This window comes from Prevotella sp. P5-50, from assembly GCF_002251295.1.
GTDB lineage: Bacteria > Bacteroidota > Bacteroidia > Bacteroidales > Bacteroidaceae > Prevotella.
The window spans coordinates 1-19,517 of sequence record NZ_NPJA01000050.1; the positions used below are offsets into that span (position 1 = coordinate 1).

Here is a 19,517-nt window from a genome sequence, read left to right on the forward strand (position 1 = left end):
TTTCCTGTGTCAGTTCCTTGATGGCTCTGAGGATGGTATCAGAGCTGCATGTACGAAGGGTAGGATGATACGAGAGATGGCGCATCAGTTGTGACGTTACATCTTCCACGCATGAGCCGCCACAGAAGTACACGCTCATCAGAGAACGAATAATTTCGCTGTACTGATATCCGATGATACTGCTGCATCTCTGACCAAGTGTCTGGTCGATAATAGGTGAAAGCATGGAGTCAAATTGCTCCATGATTGAAAAAATTCCTCCAAAAGGTGTGAGTTTTTCAGATTTTATTTGTACCTTTGCCATGTCTTGTTACGATTTACGCTTGTTTTGATTTGCAACACTAAGATAAGTGAAAAATCTGACATGGCAAAATCCTGAGCAACTTTTTGTTGCTCAGGAACTTATAAATAAAGTTAAATCAAAGTGTTGCGGAATTAAGGTTTAACAAAAATCTCGACTGAAAATGCGCTCGAATACCTCGCTTCTGGGAAGGGTTTTATTTTGGATCGCATCAGAGATGCTCGAAATCTTAACAAAAATCTTGAGAATAATCTTTAACTAGAATCCGTGTGCTCCGTGTGTTCCGTGGATAAAATTTCCCGGAAACAGGGGGACACTTGATGGGACTTCACTTAATGTTGTCTTTTTCTCCCAACAACCTTTTCTGCTCACGCTCAAAGTTCTCCAAAAAGTGAATCTCTACAAGTGAGAGGTTGTTCTTGGTACGCTCCTTGAATTTGTCGTATTCCTGGTTGGCTTTCTCTTTGGCAAGTTTGGCGGAGATTTTGCCTGCATGGGTGAGAATGTCTTTTCGGGAGATACGGAGAAAGTCATCGAGAATGTTTATCCAGTCCTTCATATACATTGGGCGGTGTTCTTCGGCTTGCATTTCGGCGAAGTCAAGATACAGGCTCACGATGCGGTTCAAGGACTTGATTTCTTCGTGGGTGAGATAGTTCTTGGCTATTTCCGCTTCGGGCTTAGTCGGCATAGCTCCTGACCACGTTGTAAGTCCCATAAAGTCTTTCTCTGCATCGGCTCTCTCATATATTATTTCCGCCGCCGTGTGACCATGAATCGAATAGTGCATCTTGTTCTGTACTGTCTTGAAGAACTTTTGTGTCATTTCCACTCGTGGGTCATAGTCGATACTGAGGGCATAAATCTCCAATACCTTACGATAGAACACCTTCTCACTGGAGCGGATGTCACGTATTCTTGCAAGCAGCTCGTCAAAATAATTGCCACCTCCTGCTCTCTTCAACAGGTCATCGTTCATGGCGAAGCCTTTTACTATATACTCCTTCAGTACCTTGGTTGCCCATATACGAAACTGAACACCACGGTATGAATGTACACGATAACCTACGCTGATTATCATGTCGAGGTTGTAGAAAGCGACTTGGTGCTCCTGTACTTTTCCCTCAATAGCACCATGCTTAGTGGTTATTGCAAAAAATGCAACTACCTCTTTTTCGTCCAACTCCCCATCCTCCAATACATTTTTTATATGTCGTGAGATTGTGGACTTATTACGTTGAAACAACTCTGCCATCTGGTCGAGTGAGAGCCAGACAGTATCGTTTTGCAGCTTCACCTCTATCTGTGAATCGCCGTCAGGAGTTTGATATAATAAAAATTGGCCTTTATCCATATATACATTACTTTAACGTCTTGGTTAGGAGAAGAACTTGGTTTTGCTTCTTTTCAGATCTTTCATTTCGACACCAAGCAGTTTTGCAATGGCATAAAACTAAGGTTAGGCTGAGCTTTATTACTAGTCCATCTTGACATAGTACACTCTGATACGCCTATTTCTTGTGGTTGCCATTTCCCGGTCTTCTTCTTTTCGACAAGGACTAACTTGATGCGATTCAATTCTTGCTCCATATAATATTTATTATCGTTTGATGCAAATTTATATAAATTCTTCAAAATTCCACCATTCCACACGTTAAATTAAGAAAAATAGCCCGATTTCGCCACTTTCTGATGCAAAAAATAATTTAGGATCATCGGAAATTTTTATTGTCGCACACGGATGACACGGATCATCGGAATTTAGACGGAATTTAGACGGATGTTTTTTGGTTGCGCGAGCGCAAGAAATCTTTGGGGGAAATCTTTAATGAAATATGGCCTTTGGCCAGAAATCAATCATCATCGGATTTTAAACGGATATTAAACGGAAATAAAATCTTTAACAAAAATCCTTGACCAAAATGCGCTCGAATACCTCGCTTTTGGGGAGGGGTTTATTTTGGATCGCCTACGGCTCGAAATCTAGACTAGAATCTTGAGAATAATCTTTAACTAGAATCTTTTCCGTGTTCTCCGTGTGTTCCGTGGATAAAAAAATTTCCATGTAATCCGTGAAATTCGGGTGAACGGGTGACCATGTGTGACATTAAAAAGTATTATAGTACCGCAGCACAGACTTTGCGGAACCAATCGAGTTTTTTGCCACTCATTTCTGCTATGGATAAGTTTTCTTTGTTTACATCTTCAGGTTCAAATTCATAATAAGAATCTTCAGAGGGGAGATAATCCTCTGGAAAATCTTCTATGGAATGGGCTTGGAAATTGTGATGATGTCCTTCGTTATCTATATCAACAGTATATACTATGTCGTCTAATGGCGAACTTAAAATATTACGTAATGTCTGCTTTTTTTGTGTGTACCTCAGGATGGTGTCGTAATCGGTTCTGATGAACATCCAACGATTGTCTGCATCATCTTGGTCTATCCAATAGAAGAGATAGTTGTCACCATTGATAGTTACATAGTGTGACAACAATGGTCCATCAAAATATATAAGATCGGCCACTTTCTTGAACTTGTCGAAATTGCGATTCCTGATGCTTATACCTTTTATTGTTTTCATAATTTGTCCTCCTCTAATTTAAATGTTTTGGATAAGTCACATGATGGAAACTCAAATAGGTTATAATGTCCGTTACTGGCTGGGGGTGTGACGTTGCCATCGTTATTGGAAACAATTCCAGAAGAAATACTATCACCAATGGCTTTGTATATGTTTCTCATATTCTTAGCAAGTAAGTGATAGAACTTAATGGCTTTTTCCTTTTCGGTAAAGCAAGACAAAGCATATCCACCAACATCGACTTTTCTTTGTCCATTCATGATGGCACGCTGAGGCTTCATGATGTAGTTGGGTAAGTAGCTTTTGGACATATCTGAGCTGAAAACGAATCTGAATCCTTTCAAATCGTTTGGCTTTACAACTTCGGGCATCTTTACTCCTTGTTGTATCAATGCGTCTATTTCTGCTTGATACTTATATGTTCCCATCTGTCTGTGGTTTAAATCCGTTTGCAAAAATAAGCAATATTTCTCTTTTATGCAAGTTTTTAGGCTTTTTCTGCCAGAAATGGCTCACGGATCATCGGATCATCGGATTGTTTTCGTTAAGCCATGAGCAGAATAATGCTCGCTTTAATTATGCCATGGCGAGAAAACAAAGGCGTATGCCAATTTAAACGGATGTTAGACGGATGTTTTTTGGTTGCGCGAGCGCAAGAAATCTTTTGTGGAAATCTTTAATGAGATGTTGCTTCGCAAGAAATAATATATCATTCAAAATGGATAAAAACAAAATCTTTAATAAAAATCCTTGACCAAAATGCGCTCGAGTTCCTCGCTTTTGGGAAGGGGTTTATTATGGATCGCCTACGGCTCGAAATCTTAACGAAAATCTTTAGAAGAATCTTTAACAAAAATGAAGTCTGAGGTCTGAGGTCTGAAGTCTGAGGTCTGATGGAGTGGTCTTTGTCATCCTACGAAAATCTTAAAAATAATCTCTAACCTCTAATCACTAACCTCTAATCACTAACCTTTAACCTTTAACCTTTAACCTATAACCTTTAACCTTTAACCTTTAACCTATAAACTCCGTGTGCAAGGCTATTTCCAGGTTTCCGCTACCAGTTGCAGGCCTTTTTCTGTGCATACACCACGGAGGGGAACAAGGAAGAAATTGTAGTAGAGCTCGTCCATGGTATAGGTTGACAAGAGCTTGTTATTGATGATGGCATCGGTGACGGAGTCATAAAGGATAAGAAAGAGATTGTAGTTGATGTCGGAACGGAAGAAACCTTGCTCAACACCTAAATGCATGAAATCTAATATCTCGGCGCCCTTCTGGGCCCTGACTTTCTGCATGTATTGCTCTATCTTAGGATAGCGATGGATGTCTTCGTAGAATGCAGGACAGATATTGCGGGAGGAGTTATTATTGACGCGATAGGCTTCCTTCAGTATCTCCATCACATTATGACCTTTGCTGGCATAGGATTGTATCTGGTCGTGACGCAGACGGTCGCGCTTGCTGATGCCTTCATACAATAAAGCCTCTTTGTCATCATATATTTCATATAAGGTGCGCTTGGATATGGACAAGGCTGTTGCTATGTCGTCCATCTTAACCGCCTTTACACCTTTTTTCTCAAACGCAGCCATGGCTGTTTCCAGTATCTTATCCCTTAATCCTATACGATAATCAGTCAAATCTCTTGTTATTTCCTGCATAAGTAACCATTTTGCCCACAAAGTTACTAAAAAGATTAAAAAGGTTGATGTTTTTTCGCGTATTTTCGCTCATTTTTTGTAATTTTGTGCTGTTTTTAATGGAACAAACGTAAAGCTACTTATATTATTATGGTAAAAATCTCTAAAGAGGCCGCCCTCAACTATCATGAGGCTGGCCGTCCTGGAAAAATTGAAGTGAAGCCTACCAAGGCTTACCGTACACAGACAGACCTGTCGCTCGCCTACTCTCCTGGTGTTGCCTATCCGTGTCTTGAGATCCAGCAAGACCCTGAGGCTGCCTATCGATATACTGACAAAGGAAACCTCGTGGCTGTAATCTCTAACGGAACGGCTGTTCTTGGACTGGGTGATATTGGCGCCATGAGCGGCAAACCTGTCATGGAGGGTAAGGGCCTCTTGTTTAAAATCTATGGCGGCATCGATGTGTTCGATATCGAGGTGGCTGAGAAGGACCCTGAGAAATTCTGTGAAGCGGTAGAGAAGATTGCGCCTACCTTCGGCGGTATCAACCTGGAGGATATCAAGGCGCCTGAGTGCTTCTATATCGAGGAGCGCCTGAAGCGTACTCTCGACATCCCCGTGATGCACGACGACCAGCATGGTACGGCTATCATTTCTGCTGCCGGACTGAAAAATGCCCTTGAAGTGATTGGTAAGGATATTAAAAAGGTGAAGATCGTGGTCAACGGCGCGGGTGCTGCTGCCATCTCTTGTACCAAACTCTATATGGCTATCGGCGCTCAAAAGGAAAATATCCTGATGCTCGACTCGAAAGGTGTGATCACTTCAGACCGCGAGAACCTGAACGAACAGAAGAAATTCTTTGCTACCGACCGTCGTGATGTGCATACCCTGGAAGAGGCTGTCAACGGAGCCGACGTTTTCGTTGGTCTGTCGAAGGGTAACGTGCTCTCGCAGGATATGGTGAAGTCGATGGCTAAAGATCCTATCATCTTCGCCTTGGCTAACCCCGTACCTGAGATCTCATACGAGGATGCCATGGAGGCTCGTCCAGACACCTTGATGTCAACAGGTCGTACTGACTATCCTAACCAGATCAACAACGTGATTGGTTTCCCATACATCTTCCGTGGTGCACTCGACGTTCACGCTACCGCCATCAACGAAGAGATGAAGCTGGCTGCCGTTCACGCTATTGCCGATCTTGCCAAACAGCCTGTACCCGACGTGGTCAACGATGTCTATAAGGTGAACAACCTCACCTTCGGTCGCCAGTACTTCATTCCGAAACCTGTTGACCCACGTCTCATCACAGAGGTGAGTGCCGCCGTTGCCAAGGCTGCCATCGAGAGTGGCGTGGCTCGCAAGACCATCGAGGACTGGGATGAATACAAGCGTTCGCTGTCGGTATTGCTCGGTCAGGAGACTAAACTGACTCAGAAGCTCTACGCTACTGCCTCGGCTCATCCACAGCGTGTGGTATTTGCTGAAGCTGTACACCCCACTATGCTGAAAGCTGCCGTACAGGCGAAGGCTGAAGGTATCTGCCACCCCATCCTGCTGGGTAACGACGAGGTGATTGCGAAATTGGCTAAACAGCTGGACCTCAACCTCGACGGTATCGAGATTATCAACCTGCGTCATCCTGACGAGCAGGAGCGCCGCGAGCGTTATGCACGTATCCTGACCGAGAAACGCCAGCGCGACGGATACACCTTCCAGGAGGCTAACGATAAGATGTTTGAGCGCAACTACTTCGGTATGATGATGGTGGAGACTGGCGAGGCTGATGCTTTCCTCACAGGTCTCTATACAAAATACAGCAACACTATCAAGGTGGCAAAAGAGGTAATTGGCATCCGTCCGGAATACAAGCATTTCGGTTCGATGCATATCATCAACTCTCAGAAGGGTACCCTATATATTGCCGATACCATGGTGAACGAGAATCCTGATACCGACGCACTTGTTGATATCGCACGTCTGGCGGCTACCAGCGTACGCTTCTTCAACGAGAAACCGGTTATCTCGATGATTTCTCACTCTAACTTCGGCAGCTCTACTTCTGATGGGGCACAGAAAGTGCGCAAGGCTACGGAAATCATGCAGCAGCAATATCCTGAACTGGCTATCGACGGTGAGATGCAGCTGGGCTTTGCCCTCGACCGCGAACTCCGCGACGAACAGTATCCTTTCAGTCGCCTGAATGGTAAGGATGTGAACACACTCGTATTCCCCAACCTCTCATCAGCACGCTCAAGCTATAAGATGCTGCAGATGCTGGATGCGGACGTCGAGATTATCGGCCCGATCCAGATGGGACTCAACAAACCTATCCACTTCATCGACTTCGGAGCCAGCGTGCGCGACGTGGTGAATATCGTGGCTGTTGCTACCATCGATGCCTACGTGGATAAGGTGAAGAAACGCATCAACGCTGCTAAATAATAACATACTCAGGGAGTTCCCACTCCCTCTCTCTATACGATATGGGAGCCGACAGACTTTTTGCCGGCTCCCATATTTGGGCTTTCACAGGTAGTGGCCCGCAGACTGACAAACTCGGAAAGAAATGACGCTTACAACATCACAACAACGACATCATTACCGCGAACTGCTCGTGCTGGGCATTCCCATTATCATCGGCCAGTTGGGCACCATCGTACTCGGTTTTGCCGATACGCTCATGATAGGTCATCACAGCACAGAAGAACTGGCTGCCGCCGGCCTGGTCAACAATATCTTCGGTCTTGTTCTTATCGCCTATATGGGTTTCTCCTACGGACTGACGCCTGTCGTAGGACGACTCTATGGTATGGGGCAAAACGAAGCCGTAGGAGGAAAAGTGAAAAACTCTCTTGTGGCCAACGGTGTTGTCGGCTTGCTGTTTACAGCCGTCATGACCTTCCTCTATTTCAATCTTGAACACATCGGACAACCTGACGAACTGCTGTCGCTCATCCGGCCGTATTTCCTGGTCAATCTGGCGAGCATCCTCTTTGTCGGTCTCTTCAACACGCTGAAACAATTCTTTGACGGTATTGCACAAACCAAAGTGGCGATGTGGACCATGGTGGGCGGTAACCTGCTGAATATTCTCTTCAACTGGCTTCTCATCTATGGCGTGGGCGGTTTTCCTGAAATGGGACTCCTGGGTGCCGGTATTGCCACATTAGGGTCGCGTGTCTTCATGGCTCTCGTCCTCGTTGGCGTGATGCTCTCCTGCCGACGCTACAAGACCTATCGCCTCCACTTCCTCTCCTATCCTATCAACAAAGTGGATTTCATAGAAATGAACCGCTTGGGCTGGCCTGTTGCCTTGCAACTCGGCATGGAGAGTGCTGCGTTCAGTCTGAGTTGTGTGATGGCAGGATGGTTGGGTACGATTCCTTTGGCTGCCCATCAGGTGATGATTACCATCTCGCAACTGTTCTACCTGATTCTGTCGGGATTGGCAGCTGCCATGGCGATACGCGTCAGCCATTTCGTGGGACAACGCGACTTTGCTGCCGTGAAGGCTAATGCGATGGATGGTTTCCGTCTGAACCTCTTTATCTCCTTCGTGCTGAGCATCCCAATCTTGCTGTTCCGCAACCATATCGGCGGTTTGTTCAGCGAGAATATCGAGGTGCAACTGTATGTGTCGGGGTTGATTCTCATCTTGGCGCTCTATCAGTTTGGCGACGGCATGCAATACGCGTTTGCCAATGCCTTACGTGGAATAGCCTGCGTACAACCGATGGTGACCTATGCCTTTATCGCCTATTTCGTGGTCAGCCTTCCCTTGGGATATACCCTCGGCTTTATCTGCGATCTGGGCATCTATGGCATCTGGACGGCTTTCCCCTTTGGTCTGACCATCGCGGGATTCCTATACTACATCAGATTCAAAAAGGAACTCAATAAAATGTCACATGGATGAAATCATCGGATTGTTTTCGTTAAGCCATGAGCAGAATAAAGCTCGCTTTAATTATGCCATGGCGAGAAAACAAAGGCGTATGCCAATTTAAACGGATATTAGACGGATGTTTTTTGGGTAGCCTGAAGGCTAGAAATCTTTGGGGGAAATCTTGTTTAAGATGTTGCCTACGGCAAGAAATATTTTAGGAAGATAACAATATTATTAAATAGATTTCTGGACCGTTTAGGTCCTTAGATTTTACATGAAGATTTCCTCTAAGATTTCTTGCGTAAGCAACACAAAACAAAATCTTTAACTAGAATCTTTTCCGTGTGTTCCGTGTAATCCGTGGATAAAAATTTCCGTGTGACCGTGTAAGATAAAACAACGAATATGAAAAAGAATGAACGTGATGCTTTGATTTTTGCGAGATTTCGCGAGAAGATGCCCAATCCAACAACGGAATTGCAGTTTGGCAGCATCTTCCAACTACTTGTGGCGGTAATGCTTAGTGCACAATGTACCGACAAACGCGTTAACCAGGTTACGCCTGCTCTTTTCAAACAATATCCTGATGCACGCAGTCTGGCAGAAGCAGAAGCCGATGAGGTCTATGAGTTCATCAGGAGCGTATCGTACCCCAATGCCAAAGCCGCCCATCTGGTTGAGATGGCTCGTGAATTGATGACGCATCACAATGGGGAGGTTCCTGCGACGATGGAAGATCTTCTGACGCTTCCCGGCGTGGGTCGTAAGACGGCTAATGTGCTGTTGAGTGTGGCATTCGGACAGTCTGCCATGGCTGTAGATACCCATGTGTTCCGCGTCAGCCATCGGTTAGGTATCGTCACGCGGTCTGCCTCTACTCCTTTGTTGGTTGAGCGTCAACTCTTGCGCATCATCCCTTCTGCCGATATTCCCCTTGCTCACCATTGGCTGTTGCTCCATGGTCGCTACGTTTGTACGGCTCGCAAGCCCCATTGTGCTGATTGCTTCCTGCGCGACCTCTGCCCTTCTGCCATCCGGTGAAAGGTTGCACACAGATGACACAGATTCTTCTAATGTCGCACGGAAATCAATCATCGGATCTTAGAGGGATGTTTTTTGGGGTTGCTTCGCAAGAAATCTTTGGAGGAAATCTTGTTTAAGATATTGCTTCGCAAGAAATCAATCATCGGATCTTAGAGGGAGTTTATGCGGAAACAAAATCTTTAATAAAAATCCTTGACCAAAATGCGCTCGAATACCTCGCTTCTGGGAAGGGTTTTATTATGGATCGCCTTACGGCTCGAAATCTTAACGAAAATCTTTAAAAATAATCTTTAACTAAGATGACGTCTGAAGTCTGAATTCTGATGGAGTGGTCTTTATCATCCTACGAAAATCTTTAAGAGAATTTAACTAGAATCTTTTCCGTGTGATCCGTGTGATCCGTGGATAAAAAAATTCCGTATGTTCCGTGGATAAAAATTCCGTGTGACTTTTTCGAGGGAGATAAAAAAGGAGCGGATTACGGGACTCGAACCCGCGACCCTCGGCTTGGGAAGCCAATGCTCTACCAACTGAGCTAAATCCGCATGGAGAAAAATAATGTGTCTTTAAGACAACAGGAGTCAGAACATAGGTTCTAACTCCTGTATGAAATGAGCCGATAGCCGGACTCGAACCGGCGACCCACGCATTACGAATGCGTTGCTCTACCAACTGAGCCATATCGGCAACATTCAAAGAACGCCTTTTTGTTTAAGCGGATGCAAAGATACTAATAAAAAACGAAATCACAAAACTTTTCTTTATAAAGTTATACGTGAAAAGGTTCTCCCTACCCCAACTTCCAACCGTTGAAAACGAGGATTACAAACGATATCGTCTCTCGTCGTTCATTCCTTGTTTCAGTCTGTCGAGACGGTTGGACTGCCTTGTTATGAACAAACGAGGCTGTAGAGTACGGCACAGAAGGCTGTCAGGACAAGGACAAGGACGGGTATCTCGCAGAAATACATGCCATAGGCAACGGGTTTCGCAACACGGAGATAGAGGCGATAGACGCCATAGCCTACCAGTCCGCCCCAGAGCAGACCGACAAGGATGTCGCCAGGATAATGCACGCCAAGGTATATGCGTGTCCAACAGTTGACCAACGACCAGCCTATCAGAAAATACGATAGGATGCGGTTGCGTGTCAATAACGAGAAGAAGACCGCCAAACTAAACGTATTGGCGGCATGGGCGGAGAAGAAACCGTAGTTGCCGCCACGATAGTCGTTGACGACATCGACGAGGATACCTATCTGTGGGTCGTGGGTAGGTCGCCATCGGGCAACCAACGGTTTGACGATGGTGTCGTCGATGGTTCCTGCCAATACCACACAGAGGCCTGCTGCGCCTAATACCAGAAGCACCTGTGAAACACTATTGTTGCATCGCAACACCATATAGAATAATGCGATATAGAGTGGAATCCACGTACGGGCATTGGTCAGGATTACTGCCAGTTGGTCAACAAACAACGAGTCGCTACCGTTGAGCATCAACAACAATTGCTGGTCAAACTGAATGATTGTTTCCATGTGGGTTGCAGCCTAAATAATCTCTATGGTTTCTACGGCAATCCATCCGCGCTTTCCATCTGCCAAGCGTATCTCGCGCCATCCCTTCATCGTATTGTCTGTAATGGTGACACGTGTTCCTTCGTGGATGGTAAACAGATCGGTACCGTTTTTCGCCGGGGTACTCTTGACCGAAACGGTAGGCGCCACGACGATGGCTCCATCACGATGCAGGAGCTTGTCGCGCTGTTGCCAAGCAAAGAGGTTGGCCAAGAAGAATATCATCAGCAAGGCGAGAGCGCCGAAGAATCCCGTCTTTCGCATCCACACGCGATCTACGAAGAGATAGACCAACGCCAGTATGATGGCAAGCGCCAACGAGACAAGCGCCAACCATGCCCATGCGTCAACACTCATGAGATTGACCAGGGAATGGTACCAGGTGACGAAGAACATCTCCGTTTCCGGTGTGATGCGATCGATGGTTTTTGATTGTGCCATCTGTAGGTTGAAACGAATATCCTCGTCGCCAGGCGAAAGGAGTAGCGCACGCTCATAATTGAGAATAGCCCGTGTGATATTATCGGTACGATACCAGGCATTACCCAGGTTGTAGTAGAGGTCGGCATCCTCCCCTTGCTTGAGCAATTCCTCGTAGATATGGATGGCCTGCTGGTAGCGCTCATGGGTATAGGCGCTATCGGCATCAGCCTTCGTCACCTTTTGCGCTTGTAGCGTCAACGGCATCATCAACATCAGCGTGAGACAGCATCCCAAGGCTATTGTTCCAACAAAGCGTTTGGCAGCTGTGGTATGTTGTATAGCATATTTTATCATGATTTCACCTCTCTTCCTTTTTCGATATATGTAATAGCCTCTATGGCAGCTTCATACACCTTGTTCATATTACCATGCGCATCACCAGGAGCGTAGCGCGCAAACTCACATTCATCAAGGGCTCCGATGAAGAGTTTGATAGTTTCGCCATCTACCTGACGATCGCCAAGGCGCTGGCTGATATTCTCGCGTGAAAGTTCGGCAACAGGAATATTGAGTTTATCGCCCACGTATCCCCAAAGGGCACGCAACACCTCGTCGTAGAACTCATTCTGCTTGTCGGCCTTCAAGAGTTTGGCGGCTGTACGAAGTCGTCGTATGGCCACCTTGTTGGCCCGTTTGCCACGCATCTTCACTACGTTAGCCTGATCGATGGCTCGCTGGCGGAATGCTACAAACAGGGTAACGAAGATGCCCAGCAGGACAACAAGGACAGTCCAGTAGGCTGTTGACGCGAAGAAGGTGTCGCCCAACATTCTGGGATTGACCTCTCCGGTCTTTATAAAGCGGATGTCTTTATTGACTTGTTGCAGTTCTTCGCTAGCAAAGGTTGCCGACGAACTGCCACTACCCTTAGCAACCTTCAAGGTAAAGGGTTGTGAGCGTAACGTCTTATAACTGCCCGTCTTGGTATCGAAATACACAAACTCGATAGGTTTCAGTTCGTAATTGCCTTGATGGCGAGGTACGATGAGGATATCGTAGATCATGCTACCCTCAATACCGTTGGTAGAGAGTTTTGTCTTATCGGTAATCTTCGCATCATACTGGTCGAAATCCTTGGGCAGTTCGACAGCCGGTTGCTTGATGAGCTTCATATTACCCACTCCACTCACGACAATACGCATGGTCACGGGATCGTTGGCCTTGACCTCTTGTTTGTCGAGAGAGGCAGATAGCGAGAACGTTCCTACTCCACCAGAGAAATTGGTAGGACGTGCAGGCAACGGATCTACGGTAATGGTCAGTCCCGGCGCTTTGATAATCTTCTTGACCTCTGTATATCCCGAACCTCCGTTGAAGAAGGCTTCAAAGGGATCGACGTCGCGGTTTTCAAGCATCACCATGCCCTCGTAATCCAAACTTGGAATTTCAAGGCGTCCTGTGGTCTGCGGGAACATCACATACTGTTGCCAGGTAACGGTACGATAAGGACGTCCGTTGAGGGTCTCGACATGGAAACTCTTCTGTTGTGGTAGCGGAACCTCACGGGTATAGAAGCTCTTCAGATCAGGCATCTTACCATTGAGCGAGGTCAGATTGACCAAGGTATAGACCTTATAGGTCAGCAAGATAGGCTCTTGTTCGTGGACGCGTCGCTTGTTGGCGCTAACCTTCATAAAGAGCGTATTACCCGTGATGCGGTTGCTCATGGCAGAACCATGATTCTCCGAGCGTTGTCCACTACCTTGCTGTGAAGACGAGGCAGAGCCCGACACCCTGATGCGTAATACGTTGGAGTGGATCTGCTTTCCTGCTGCCACAGCACGTGCGGCAGGAATGGTATAGTTTCCAGCTTTGTTAGCACAGACGATATAGGTAAAGGTAACCGACGAAGAGCTGGAAGTCTTTCCGTTGATCATCTGAAAACTCGACTGCGTACTGGTACGCGGTCCCATCAGCACCTCCAGGGCTTCCGGGATATTACCTGCACGAAAATCGTTTACATCATCCGTATTGACCGTATAGGTAAGACGGAACTGTTCTCCTACGGCAACTTGCGAGGGAGCACGTCCCACCATGTGCTGTCCGAATGTCGTTACCGACATGAGCAGCATCGCGACCAATGGGATCAGCCATTGTGCATGTTGAATAGTTCTATCTGTGGTATTGTTCTTCATTTCTTTCCTGTTCAATGGGTCTTGACTTTGAAACTGAATAGTTGTTATGTAAATAGCTTGTATCCATTACCAGTTTTTCTGCAACCTGCGTTTCTGCTGATGCTGCTGTTGAGCTTTCTTGATGCGCTGTTGCGTATTCTTTTCTTCCTGCATGGCAGCATTCAACAGTTGTTCTGCATTTTCCTTACTCATCTGCGGTTTCTGCTGTTGCTGTTGTTGCTTCTGCTTGTCTTGCTTCTGCTTGTTATTCTCCTGTTTTTGCTGCTTTTGCTTATCGTCTTTTTTGTCTTTATTGTTTTGTTGAGGTTGCTGCTGTTGCTTCTGCTGTTTCTGTTGACGTTTGCAGAGTTCAAGGTTGTAACGCGTCTCGTTATCGCGAGGATTATTGCGCAAAGCCTCCTTATACGCCTCTATGGCATCGCCATACATCTTGAGCGTCTGACAAACAGTACCTATGTTATGGTAAGCCTGCGCACGACGATACGGGTTTTGTTCCAGTTTGGCAGCACTCTGAAACTGCTGTATGGCAGCCGAGTCTTTGCGTTGCATCAGGAGGGCATTACCCAGATTATATATAGCCTGAGGATTGCGGTCGTTGCGTTCCAACGCCTTGCGATAGCTGGTTTCCGCTTCAGCATAATTGCCAGCCCTGAACTGTCGATTGCCCTTTCTGACATAGTCGCGGTCGGACTGCGCCTGCACGTTGAGCGTAGCCGCAAGAAGCAAGAGCAGGAGCATCATGGGTTTCTTTCGGCTGAAGAGGTGAAGCTTGCTGAGATGAGGATTGCGAACCTCAAGGATACAGATTTCTATGATCAGCAAGAGCATGACGAGGATGGCAACCGCCTGAAACTGTTCGTCGAAATCGCTATAAATAGTTACAGCCGTTTCCTTCTTAGAGAGTTTGTCGAGTTCTGCGTTGAGTTGCTCTTGCGCGTTGGAATTGTTTTCCACGTGAATATAGGCTCCGCCTCCAGCTTCAGCCACCTGTTTACACATATCTTCATTCAAAGCCGACATGACGGTCTGCCCTGTTTCGTCTTTGATGTAATCGTTACCGCCGCCGATGGGGATAGGCGCTCCCTTAGGAGATCCTATGCCAAGAACAAACACACGCATACCTTTGTCTTTTGCCTCACGTGCAGCCTCAAGCGCCCCACCCTCATGGTCTTCTCCATCTGTTATCACGATGATGGCCTTGCCAATACCTTGTTCCTGCGTAAAACTGTTTGTTGCCATTTTAATGGCGGCAGCAAGGTCGGTACCCTGTACATCAATCATCGAGGGATCTATATTGCTCAAAAACATTTTAGCAGAAACGTAGTCGCTCGTAATAGGCAGTTGCACAAAGGCGTCGCCGGCAAATACGATCAGTCCGATCTTGTCGTTGGTGAAATGGTCAACAAGGTTTTCTACCATCATTTTGGCTCTGTCGAGACGACTTGGTGCCACATCTTCCGCCAACATAGAATTGGAAATATCCATGGCGATGATGGTTTCAATACCCGTTCGCTTCTCATGGTTGATCTTGGTACCCATCTGCGGACGCGCCAGCATCACGATCATGAGCGCCAAGGCTGCAATCAGCAATATGAATTTCACCCGTGGACGATGGCGAGAAACGTTGGGCATCAACTCGCGTACGAGATTGATATCGCCAAATCGTCTGAGGCGTTTCTTTTGTTGATACACCATCCAGAATTGCATCAACACCAGAATCGGTATCAATATCAGCAAATAGAGATATATGGGGTCTTCAAATCGAAACATAATGCAGTTCTCCGATAATTTTAAGGTAGTTTTCTGAATATGGTAAGTCGTAAGAGCAATTCGAGAAGCAACAGGAGGCATGCTGCCAAGGCAAAGGGCTGATAAGCCTCATAGCGTTTGCTGAACTGCGTCACGTTAAGTTTAGACTTTTCGAGTTTGTCGATTTCTCGATAGATATGCTGCAACTCCCGGTTGTTTGTTGCGCGATAGAAGCCGCCATCTGTTGCTGCGGCAATTTCACTCAAGGTCTTACTATCTATTTCTACAGGGATATTGACATACTGCACACCACCGGCAACAGGCATGGGATAAGGAGCCACCTTATTGGTACCTACACCGATAGTATAAACTCTGATACCTAGACTTTTGGCAATTTCAGCAGATGTCATGGGCGACAAGTCGCCACGGTTGTTACTACCGTCGGTCAGCAGAATGACAACCTTGCTTTTCGCCTTAGAATCCTTCAAACGGCTGACAGCATTGGCAAGTCCCATTCCGATGGCTGTTCCATCCTCGATAAGTCCTCTCGTTGCCAAGTCGGTTCTGACACCCCGTAGCAGGTTGAGTACCGAAGCGTGGTCGGTCGTCATAGGACATTGTGTAAACGCCTCACCCGCAAATATCGTCAGACCAATATTATCGTTGGGTCTGCCGGCAATAAACTCAGCAGCCACTTGTTTGGCAGCCTCAATACGATTAGGCTTTAGGTCTTCTGCCAGCATAGATCCAGAGACGTCCATCGCCATCATGATATCGATACCCTCCACCGATTTGTTTTTCCAGGAGTTATGGGTTTGAGGTCGTGCCAATATCAATACCAACAGTACGAAAATCGCCAGCCTCAACAACAATTGTATCGGCATCAAGGTCACCTTCCAGCTCCGTGCTGCAAACCTATAGGCATGGGTATCGCTCAACCGCACGGTAGGTTCGGTTTTCTTCCGATACATCAGATACCATATCACATACGGTATCAGCAGTAACAGCAGCAGGAAATATTCTTTATTTGCAAATTCCATTCTAATTCATTATTTATATCCACTCGCCGAGAAGCAACACATGATAAACGGCATAAACGAGCATAGCCACACATGCCACGACAATCAGGCTGATAACGGTTTTGAGCAGTCGTCTTGTTTTCAGAGAGCGTTGGTCAGCTTCTGTCAACTCAGGTTTCTGGACTTCCTCTGTAGCAACCGCCTCCTGTTTCGTCTGGTCGATAAAGGCAATAGCGTTAACCAGGTTGGCGTCGTTCTCGTTGATGAGTGTAGAATATTTGGCAAACTTCACCAAATCGGCCGTGATGAACAGCTGGCGGAGTTCGTCGATCATAGCCTGGTCGCCCGAAGACGTCAGGCGTTCTATAATCTCTCCACTTGTCATCTCCATGGCAGAGAAATGGTAGCGCTCCTCTATATATTTACGAAGCGTATCGGTAAGTTTCGTATAGTACTCCTTCGGATTCTCCGACGACACCATACGTTCTGCCTTGATCTGCTCTATCTCCTTCATGGCCTTCTGGTGTGGCAACAGTCGCTTCACGATACGCAAAGTCTTGATGATAGGTTTGTTGTCGCGCAGGCGAAGGTAGAGGTAATAAGCCACAGCCATCAGGAGCAAAGAGAGAATGCTCAACCAAAAAGGAAGAGCCCACTCTGCCCATGAGAATGGGTTGTCCTGTACATCCTTCGGACCATAGAACTTATCGAGTTTGGTTGTATCTACCTCAACTTCTATCACCTTTAGTGCCAGACTCTTAGTAGGATATACTTTTCCGTTTACTTTAACGCGAAATGCGGGCAGATAATAGAGTTTTCCGTCGAAAGACGTCAAGGTATAGATGCGTTTAACCTGCATGCGTCCATCGCTCACATCTTCAGTCTGTTCGTCGCTTACAGCCAACACCTCCACTCCCGGTACGATATTCTCACGCGGTTTGAAACTCGGCATGTTGACCTTAGACTGCTGTGGAACTGTTGCGGTCACAGTCACATGCACCTGCTCTCCTATCATCATCTCAAGTGAGTCGATACGAGCTTCTACATCCACCTGCGCCAAGATCGTAGCAGGCAATAATGCAAGGATAAATAATATCAGGTGTTTCATGCTTATCAACTTCTCTTTTTAAATAGCAGCAACAGGTGTTTGACAAAATCATCACCTGTGGAAATGCTTACCATGTCAACATTACTCTTGTTCATGGTCTCTCGCAAATGCTGTTGCATCCGATTCCAATATTGCTCGTGAGCACGTCGCAAGCGTTTGCTGCTGGTATCAATATACTGTTCATAGCCGGTTTCAGCATCAACCACACGCATCAATCCCACATCGGGTAATGACTTGGCGAAACGGTCATAGACCTGAACTGCAACAACATCATGTTTTCTGTTGCAAATCTGAAGGGGATGCAAGAAATCCTTCTGGTCGTAAAAATCGCTCAACACGAATGCGGTACAACGATGTTTAACAACACTTGTAAGAAACTGCAACGCTCCCTCTATGTTCGTTCTCTTGCTTTCAGGGTGAAAGTCGAGCATTTCGCGTATGATATAAAGAATGTGTTTACGTCCTTTCTTCGGAGGGATATACTTCTCGATATGGTCGGAAAAGAATACCACTCCTATCTTATCATTATTCTGAATGGCGCTAAAAGCAATGGTGGCAGCTATTTCTGTCACCATATCGCGCTTCATTTGGCTTTGCGTGCCGAAGTCGAGCGATCCGCTGACGTCTATGAGTAGCATGACGGTGAGTTCGCGCTCTTCTTCGAAGACCTTGACATAAGGGCGATGGAAGCGTGCTGTCACATTCCAGTCGATATCTCTGACATCATCTCCGTACTGGTATTCGCGCACTTCGCTGAAAGCCATTCCACGGCCCTTGAAAGCAGAGTGATACTGGCCTGCAAAGACGTTAACGCTCAGTCCTCTGGCCTTGATTTCTATCTTTCTTACCTTTTTTAGTATTTCAGCGGTTTCCATTTGTTTGATCTGATTCGTTGTTTATAATCACTTCAATAAGACAGGCGACAATCAAGGTACTTCCACCTTATTGATGATCTTTGAAACGATTTCCTCACTTGTCACATTGCTTGCCTCTGCCTCATAGGTCAGACCGATACGATGACGCAATACATCGTGTGCCACGGCGCGTACATCCTCAGGAACAACATATCCGCGACGCTTGATAAAGGCATAAGCGCGGGCAGCCTTCGCCAGATTGATAGACGCACGCGGACTTCCGCCGTATGCTATGAGGTCTTTCATGTCTTTCAGTCCGTAGCGATCAGGATAGCGAGTGGCAAATACGATGTCGGCAATATACTGTTCGATCTTCTCGTCGATATAGACCTCGCGTACCACGTTTCTTGCATTAAGGATTTCCTGAGCCGTAGCGACAGGTTTCACTTCAGGAAGTTTTCCTGCGATATTCTCGCGGATGATGCGTTTCTCCTCTTCGAGTGTAGGATAGTCGATCACCACCTTCAGCATGAAACGGTCCATCTGTGCTTCTGGAAGTGGGTAGGTACCTTCTTGTTCGATGGGGTTTTGTGTAGCCATCACAAGGAATGGTGTGGGCAAATCAAATGTTTCTTTGCCAATAGTCACCTGTTTTTCCTGCATGGCTTCGAGCAACGCACTCTGTACCTTGGCAGGAGCGCGGTTGATCTCATCTGCCAATACGAAGTTGGCGAATACCGGACCTTGTTTCACCTGGAAGCGCTCGTCTTTCTGCGAATAGATCATCGTACCTGTCACGTCGGCAGGCAAGAGGTCAGGTGTGAACTGTATGCGGCTGTAAGTTGCATCAATCAGTTGTGAAAGGGTCTTGATGGCAAGTGTCTTTGCCAGACCAGGCACACCTTCGAGCAATATGTTTCCGTCGCTGAGAAGTCCGATGAGCAACGACTCTACGAGATGCTTCTGTCCTACTATTACTTGATCCATTCCTGTCACGAGATTGGTGACAAATCCACTTTGCTGTTCAATCCGGATGTTAAGCTCCCGGATATCAATTGATTCTGCCATAGTTATATTCTATTTTTGTTTATTTCTGTTTTACGTGATGCAAAAGTAATCAATTC

The 19,517-nt window shown here is 46.3% G+C and carries 15 protein-coding genes, 2 tRNA genes and 1 pseudogene; 3 read left to right on the top strand and 15 right to left on the bottom strand.

The features are described 5' to 3' along the window. From CIK88_RS10140 to CIK88_RS10165, 5 genes and pseudogenes are all read right to left on the bottom strand, one after another. A pseudogene (locus CIK88_RS10140) lies at window positions 1-304 on the bottom strand (IS1380 family transposase); the annotation flags it as partial. Window positions 305-629: 325 nt separating this feature from the next. Beyond that, window positions 630-1,655, bottom strand: a complete 1,026-nt coding sequence (locus CIK88_RS10145; protein ID WP_094391695.1) for a virulence RhuM family protein — start codon at window positions 1,653-1,655, stop codon at window positions 630-632. A gap of 763 nt (window positions 1,656-2,418) precedes the next feature. Then, window positions 2,419-2,886 (bottom strand): DUF6575 domain-containing protein, encoded by a 468-nt coding sequence (locus tag CIK88_RS10155; protein WP_094436249.1) that lies wholly within the window; start codon window positions 2,884-2,886, stop codon window positions 2,419-2,421. Further along, on the bottom strand, window positions 2,883-3,314 hold the full coding sequence (locus CIK88_RS10160; protein ID WP_094436251.1) for a hypothetical protein: 432 nt from the start codon (window positions 3,312-3,314) through the stop codon (window positions 2,883-2,885). The genes CIK88_RS10155 and CIK88_RS10160 overlap by 4 nt, the downstream gene beginning before the upstream one ends. Window positions 3,315-3,926: 612 nt before the next feature. Continuing rightward, window positions 3,927-4,550: a TetR/AcrR family transcriptional regulator gene (locus CIK88_RS10165; RefSeq protein WP_094436253.1), complete on the bottom strand. Its 624-nt coding sequence runs from the start codon at window positions 4,548-4,550 to the stop codon at window positions 3,927-3,929. Between the two features lie 129 nt (window positions 4,551-4,679). On the opposite strand from CIK88_RS10165, the gene CIK88_RS10170 reads away from it, so the two are divergent. The 3 genes from CIK88_RS10170 (at window position 4,680) to nth (ending at window position 9,465) form a co-directional block, all read left to right on the top strand. Further along, window positions 4,680-6,980: an NADP-dependent malic enzyme gene (locus CIK88_RS10170; protein WP_094436255.1), complete on the top strand. Its 2,301-nt coding sequence runs from the start codon at window positions 4,680-4,682 to the stop codon at window positions 6,978-6,980. A gap of 124 nt (window positions 6,981-7,104) precedes the next feature. Continuing rightward, entirely contained in the window at window positions 7,105-8,454 is a 1,350-nt protein-coding gene (locus CIK88_RS10175) for an MATE family efflux transporter (protein WP_094436257.1), read from the top strand. 375 nt (window positions 8,455-8,829) lie between these two features. Beyond that, the gene (gene nth / locus CIK88_RS10180; protein WP_094436259.1) at window positions 8,830-9,465 is read left to right on the top strand and encodes an endonuclease III; all 636 of its coding nucleotides are present in this window, start codon (window positions 8,830-8,832) and stop codon (window positions 9,463-9,465) included. 475 nt (window positions 9,466-9,940) lie between these two features. Here nth and CIK88_RS10185 read toward each other — a convergent pair. From CIK88_RS10185 to CIK88_RS10230, 10 genes are all read right to left on the bottom strand, one after another. After that, window positions 9,941-10,013: transfer RNA gene (locus CIK88_RS10185), tRNA-Gly, on the bottom strand. Between the two features lie 69 nt (window positions 10,014-10,082). Continuing rightward, window positions 10,083-10,155: transfer RNA gene (locus CIK88_RS10190), tRNA-Thr, on the bottom strand. 203 nt (window positions 10,156-10,358) lie between these two features. After that, a complete protein-coding gene (locus CIK88_RS10195; RefSeq protein ID WP_094391690.1) occupies window positions 10,359-11,006 on the bottom strand; it encodes a phosphatase PAP2 family protein in 648 nt (215 codons plus the stop codon). A gap of 12 nt (window positions 11,007-11,018) precedes the next feature. Further along, complete coding sequence (locus CIK88_RS12635) at window positions 11,019-11,822, bottom strand: SH3 domain-containing protein (protein ID WP_094391689.1); 804 nt, start codon at window positions 11,820-11,822, stop codon at window positions 11,019-11,021. Next, complete coding sequence (locus tag CIK88_RS10205; RefSeq protein ID WP_094436261.1) at window positions 11,819-13,663, bottom strand: BatD family protein; 1,845 nt, start codon at window positions 13,661-13,663, stop codon at window positions 11,819-11,821. The genes CIK88_RS12635 and CIK88_RS10205 overlap by 4 nt, the downstream gene beginning before the upstream one ends. Before the next feature lie 66 nt (window positions 13,664-13,729). Continuing rightward, window positions 13,730-15,433 carry a VWA domain-containing protein gene (locus CIK88_RS10210; protein WP_094436263.1) on the bottom strand — a complete coding sequence of 568 codons (1,704 nt, stop codon included), beginning with the start codon at window positions 15,431-15,433 and terminating at the stop codon, window positions 13,730-13,732. Window positions 15,434-15,453: 20 nt separating this feature from the next. Beyond that, window positions 15,454-16,452, bottom strand: coding sequence for a VWA domain-containing protein (locus CIK88_RS10215; protein WP_094436265.1), 999 nt, complete (start codon window positions 16,450-16,452; stop codon window positions 15,454-15,456). Between the two features lie 13 nt (window positions 16,453-16,465). After that, complete coding sequence (locus CIK88_RS10220) at window positions 16,466-17,539, bottom strand: BatD family protein (RefSeq protein ID WP_173815124.1); 1,074 nt, start codon at window positions 17,537-17,539, stop codon at window positions 16,466-16,468. Between the two features lie 5 nt (window positions 17,540-17,544). After that, window positions 17,545-18,414 (bottom strand): DUF58 domain-containing protein, encoded by an 870-nt coding sequence (locus CIK88_RS10225; RefSeq protein ID WP_094391685.1) that lies wholly within the window; start codon window positions 18,412-18,414, stop codon window positions 17,545-17,547. A 51-nt stretch (window positions 18,415-18,465) separates the two neighbouring features. After that, a complete protein-coding gene (locus tag CIK88_RS10230; protein WP_094391684.1) occupies window positions 18,466-19,461 on the bottom strand; it encodes a MoxR family ATPase in 996 nt (331 codons plus the stop codon). Window positions 19,462-19,517 lie beyond the last annotated feature (56 nt).

What these genes read in the sequence shown, in the direction of transcription:
- CIK88_RS10145 (WP_094391695.1), bottom strand. Translation starts at nt 1,655, where the DNA reads ATGGATAAAGGCCAATTTTTATTATATCAAACTCCTGACGGCGATTCA.
- CIK88_RS10155 (WP_094436249.1), bottom strand. Translation starts at nt 2,886, where the DNA reads ATGAAAACAATAAAAGGTATAAGCATCAGGAATCGCAATTTCGACAAG.
- CIK88_RS10160 (WP_094436251.1), bottom strand. Translation starts at nt 3,314, where the DNA reads ATGGGAACATATAAGTATCAAGCAGAAATAGACGCATTGATACAACAA.
- CIK88_RS10165 (WP_094436253.1), bottom strand. Translation starts at nt 4,550, where the DNA reads ATGCAGGAAATAACAAGAGATTTGACTGATTATCGTATAGGATTAAGG.
- CIK88_RS10170 (WP_094436255.1), top strand. Translation starts at nt 4,680, where the DNA reads ATGGTAAAAATCTCTAAAGAGGCCGCCCTCAACTATCATGAGGCTGGC.
- CIK88_RS10175 (WP_094436257.1), top strand. Translation starts at nt 7,105, where the DNA reads ATGACGCTTACAACATCACAACAACGACATCATTACCGCGAACTGCTC.
- nth (WP_094436259.1), top strand. Translation starts at nt 8,830, where the DNA reads ATGAAAAAGAATGAACGTGATGCTTTGATTTTTGCGAGATTTCGCGAG.
- CIK88_RS10195 (WP_094391690.1), bottom strand. Translation starts at nt 11,006, where the DNA reads ATGGAAACAATCATTCAGTTTGACCAGCAATTGTTGTTGATGCTCAAC.
- CIK88_RS12635 (WP_094391689.1), bottom strand. Translation starts at nt 11,822, where the DNA reads ATGATAAAATATGCTATACAACATACCACAGCTGCCAAACGCTTTGTT.
- CIK88_RS10205 (WP_094436261.1), bottom strand. Translation starts at nt 13,663, where the DNA reads ATGAAGAACAATACCACAGATAGAACTATTCAACATGCACAATGGCTG.
- CIK88_RS10210 (WP_094436263.1), bottom strand. Translation starts at nt 15,433, where the DNA reads ATGTTTCGATTTGAAGACCCCATATATCTCTATTTGCTGATATTGATA.
- CIK88_RS10215 (WP_094436265.1), bottom strand. Translation starts at nt 16,452, where the DNA reads ATGGAATTTGCAAATAAAGAATATTTCCTGCTGCTGTTACTGCTGATA.
- CIK88_RS10220 (WP_173815124.1), bottom strand. Translation starts at nt 17,539, where the DNA reads ATGAAACACCTGATATTATTTATCCTTGCATTATTGCCTGCTACGATC.
- CIK88_RS10225 (WP_094391685.1), bottom strand. Translation starts at nt 18,414, where the DNA reads ATGGAAACCGCTGAAATACTAAAAAAGGTAAGAAAGATAGAAATCAAG.
- CIK88_RS10230 (WP_094391684.1), bottom strand. Translation starts at nt 19,461, where the DNA reads ATGGCAGAATCAATTGATATCCGGGAGCTTAACATCCGGATTGAACAG.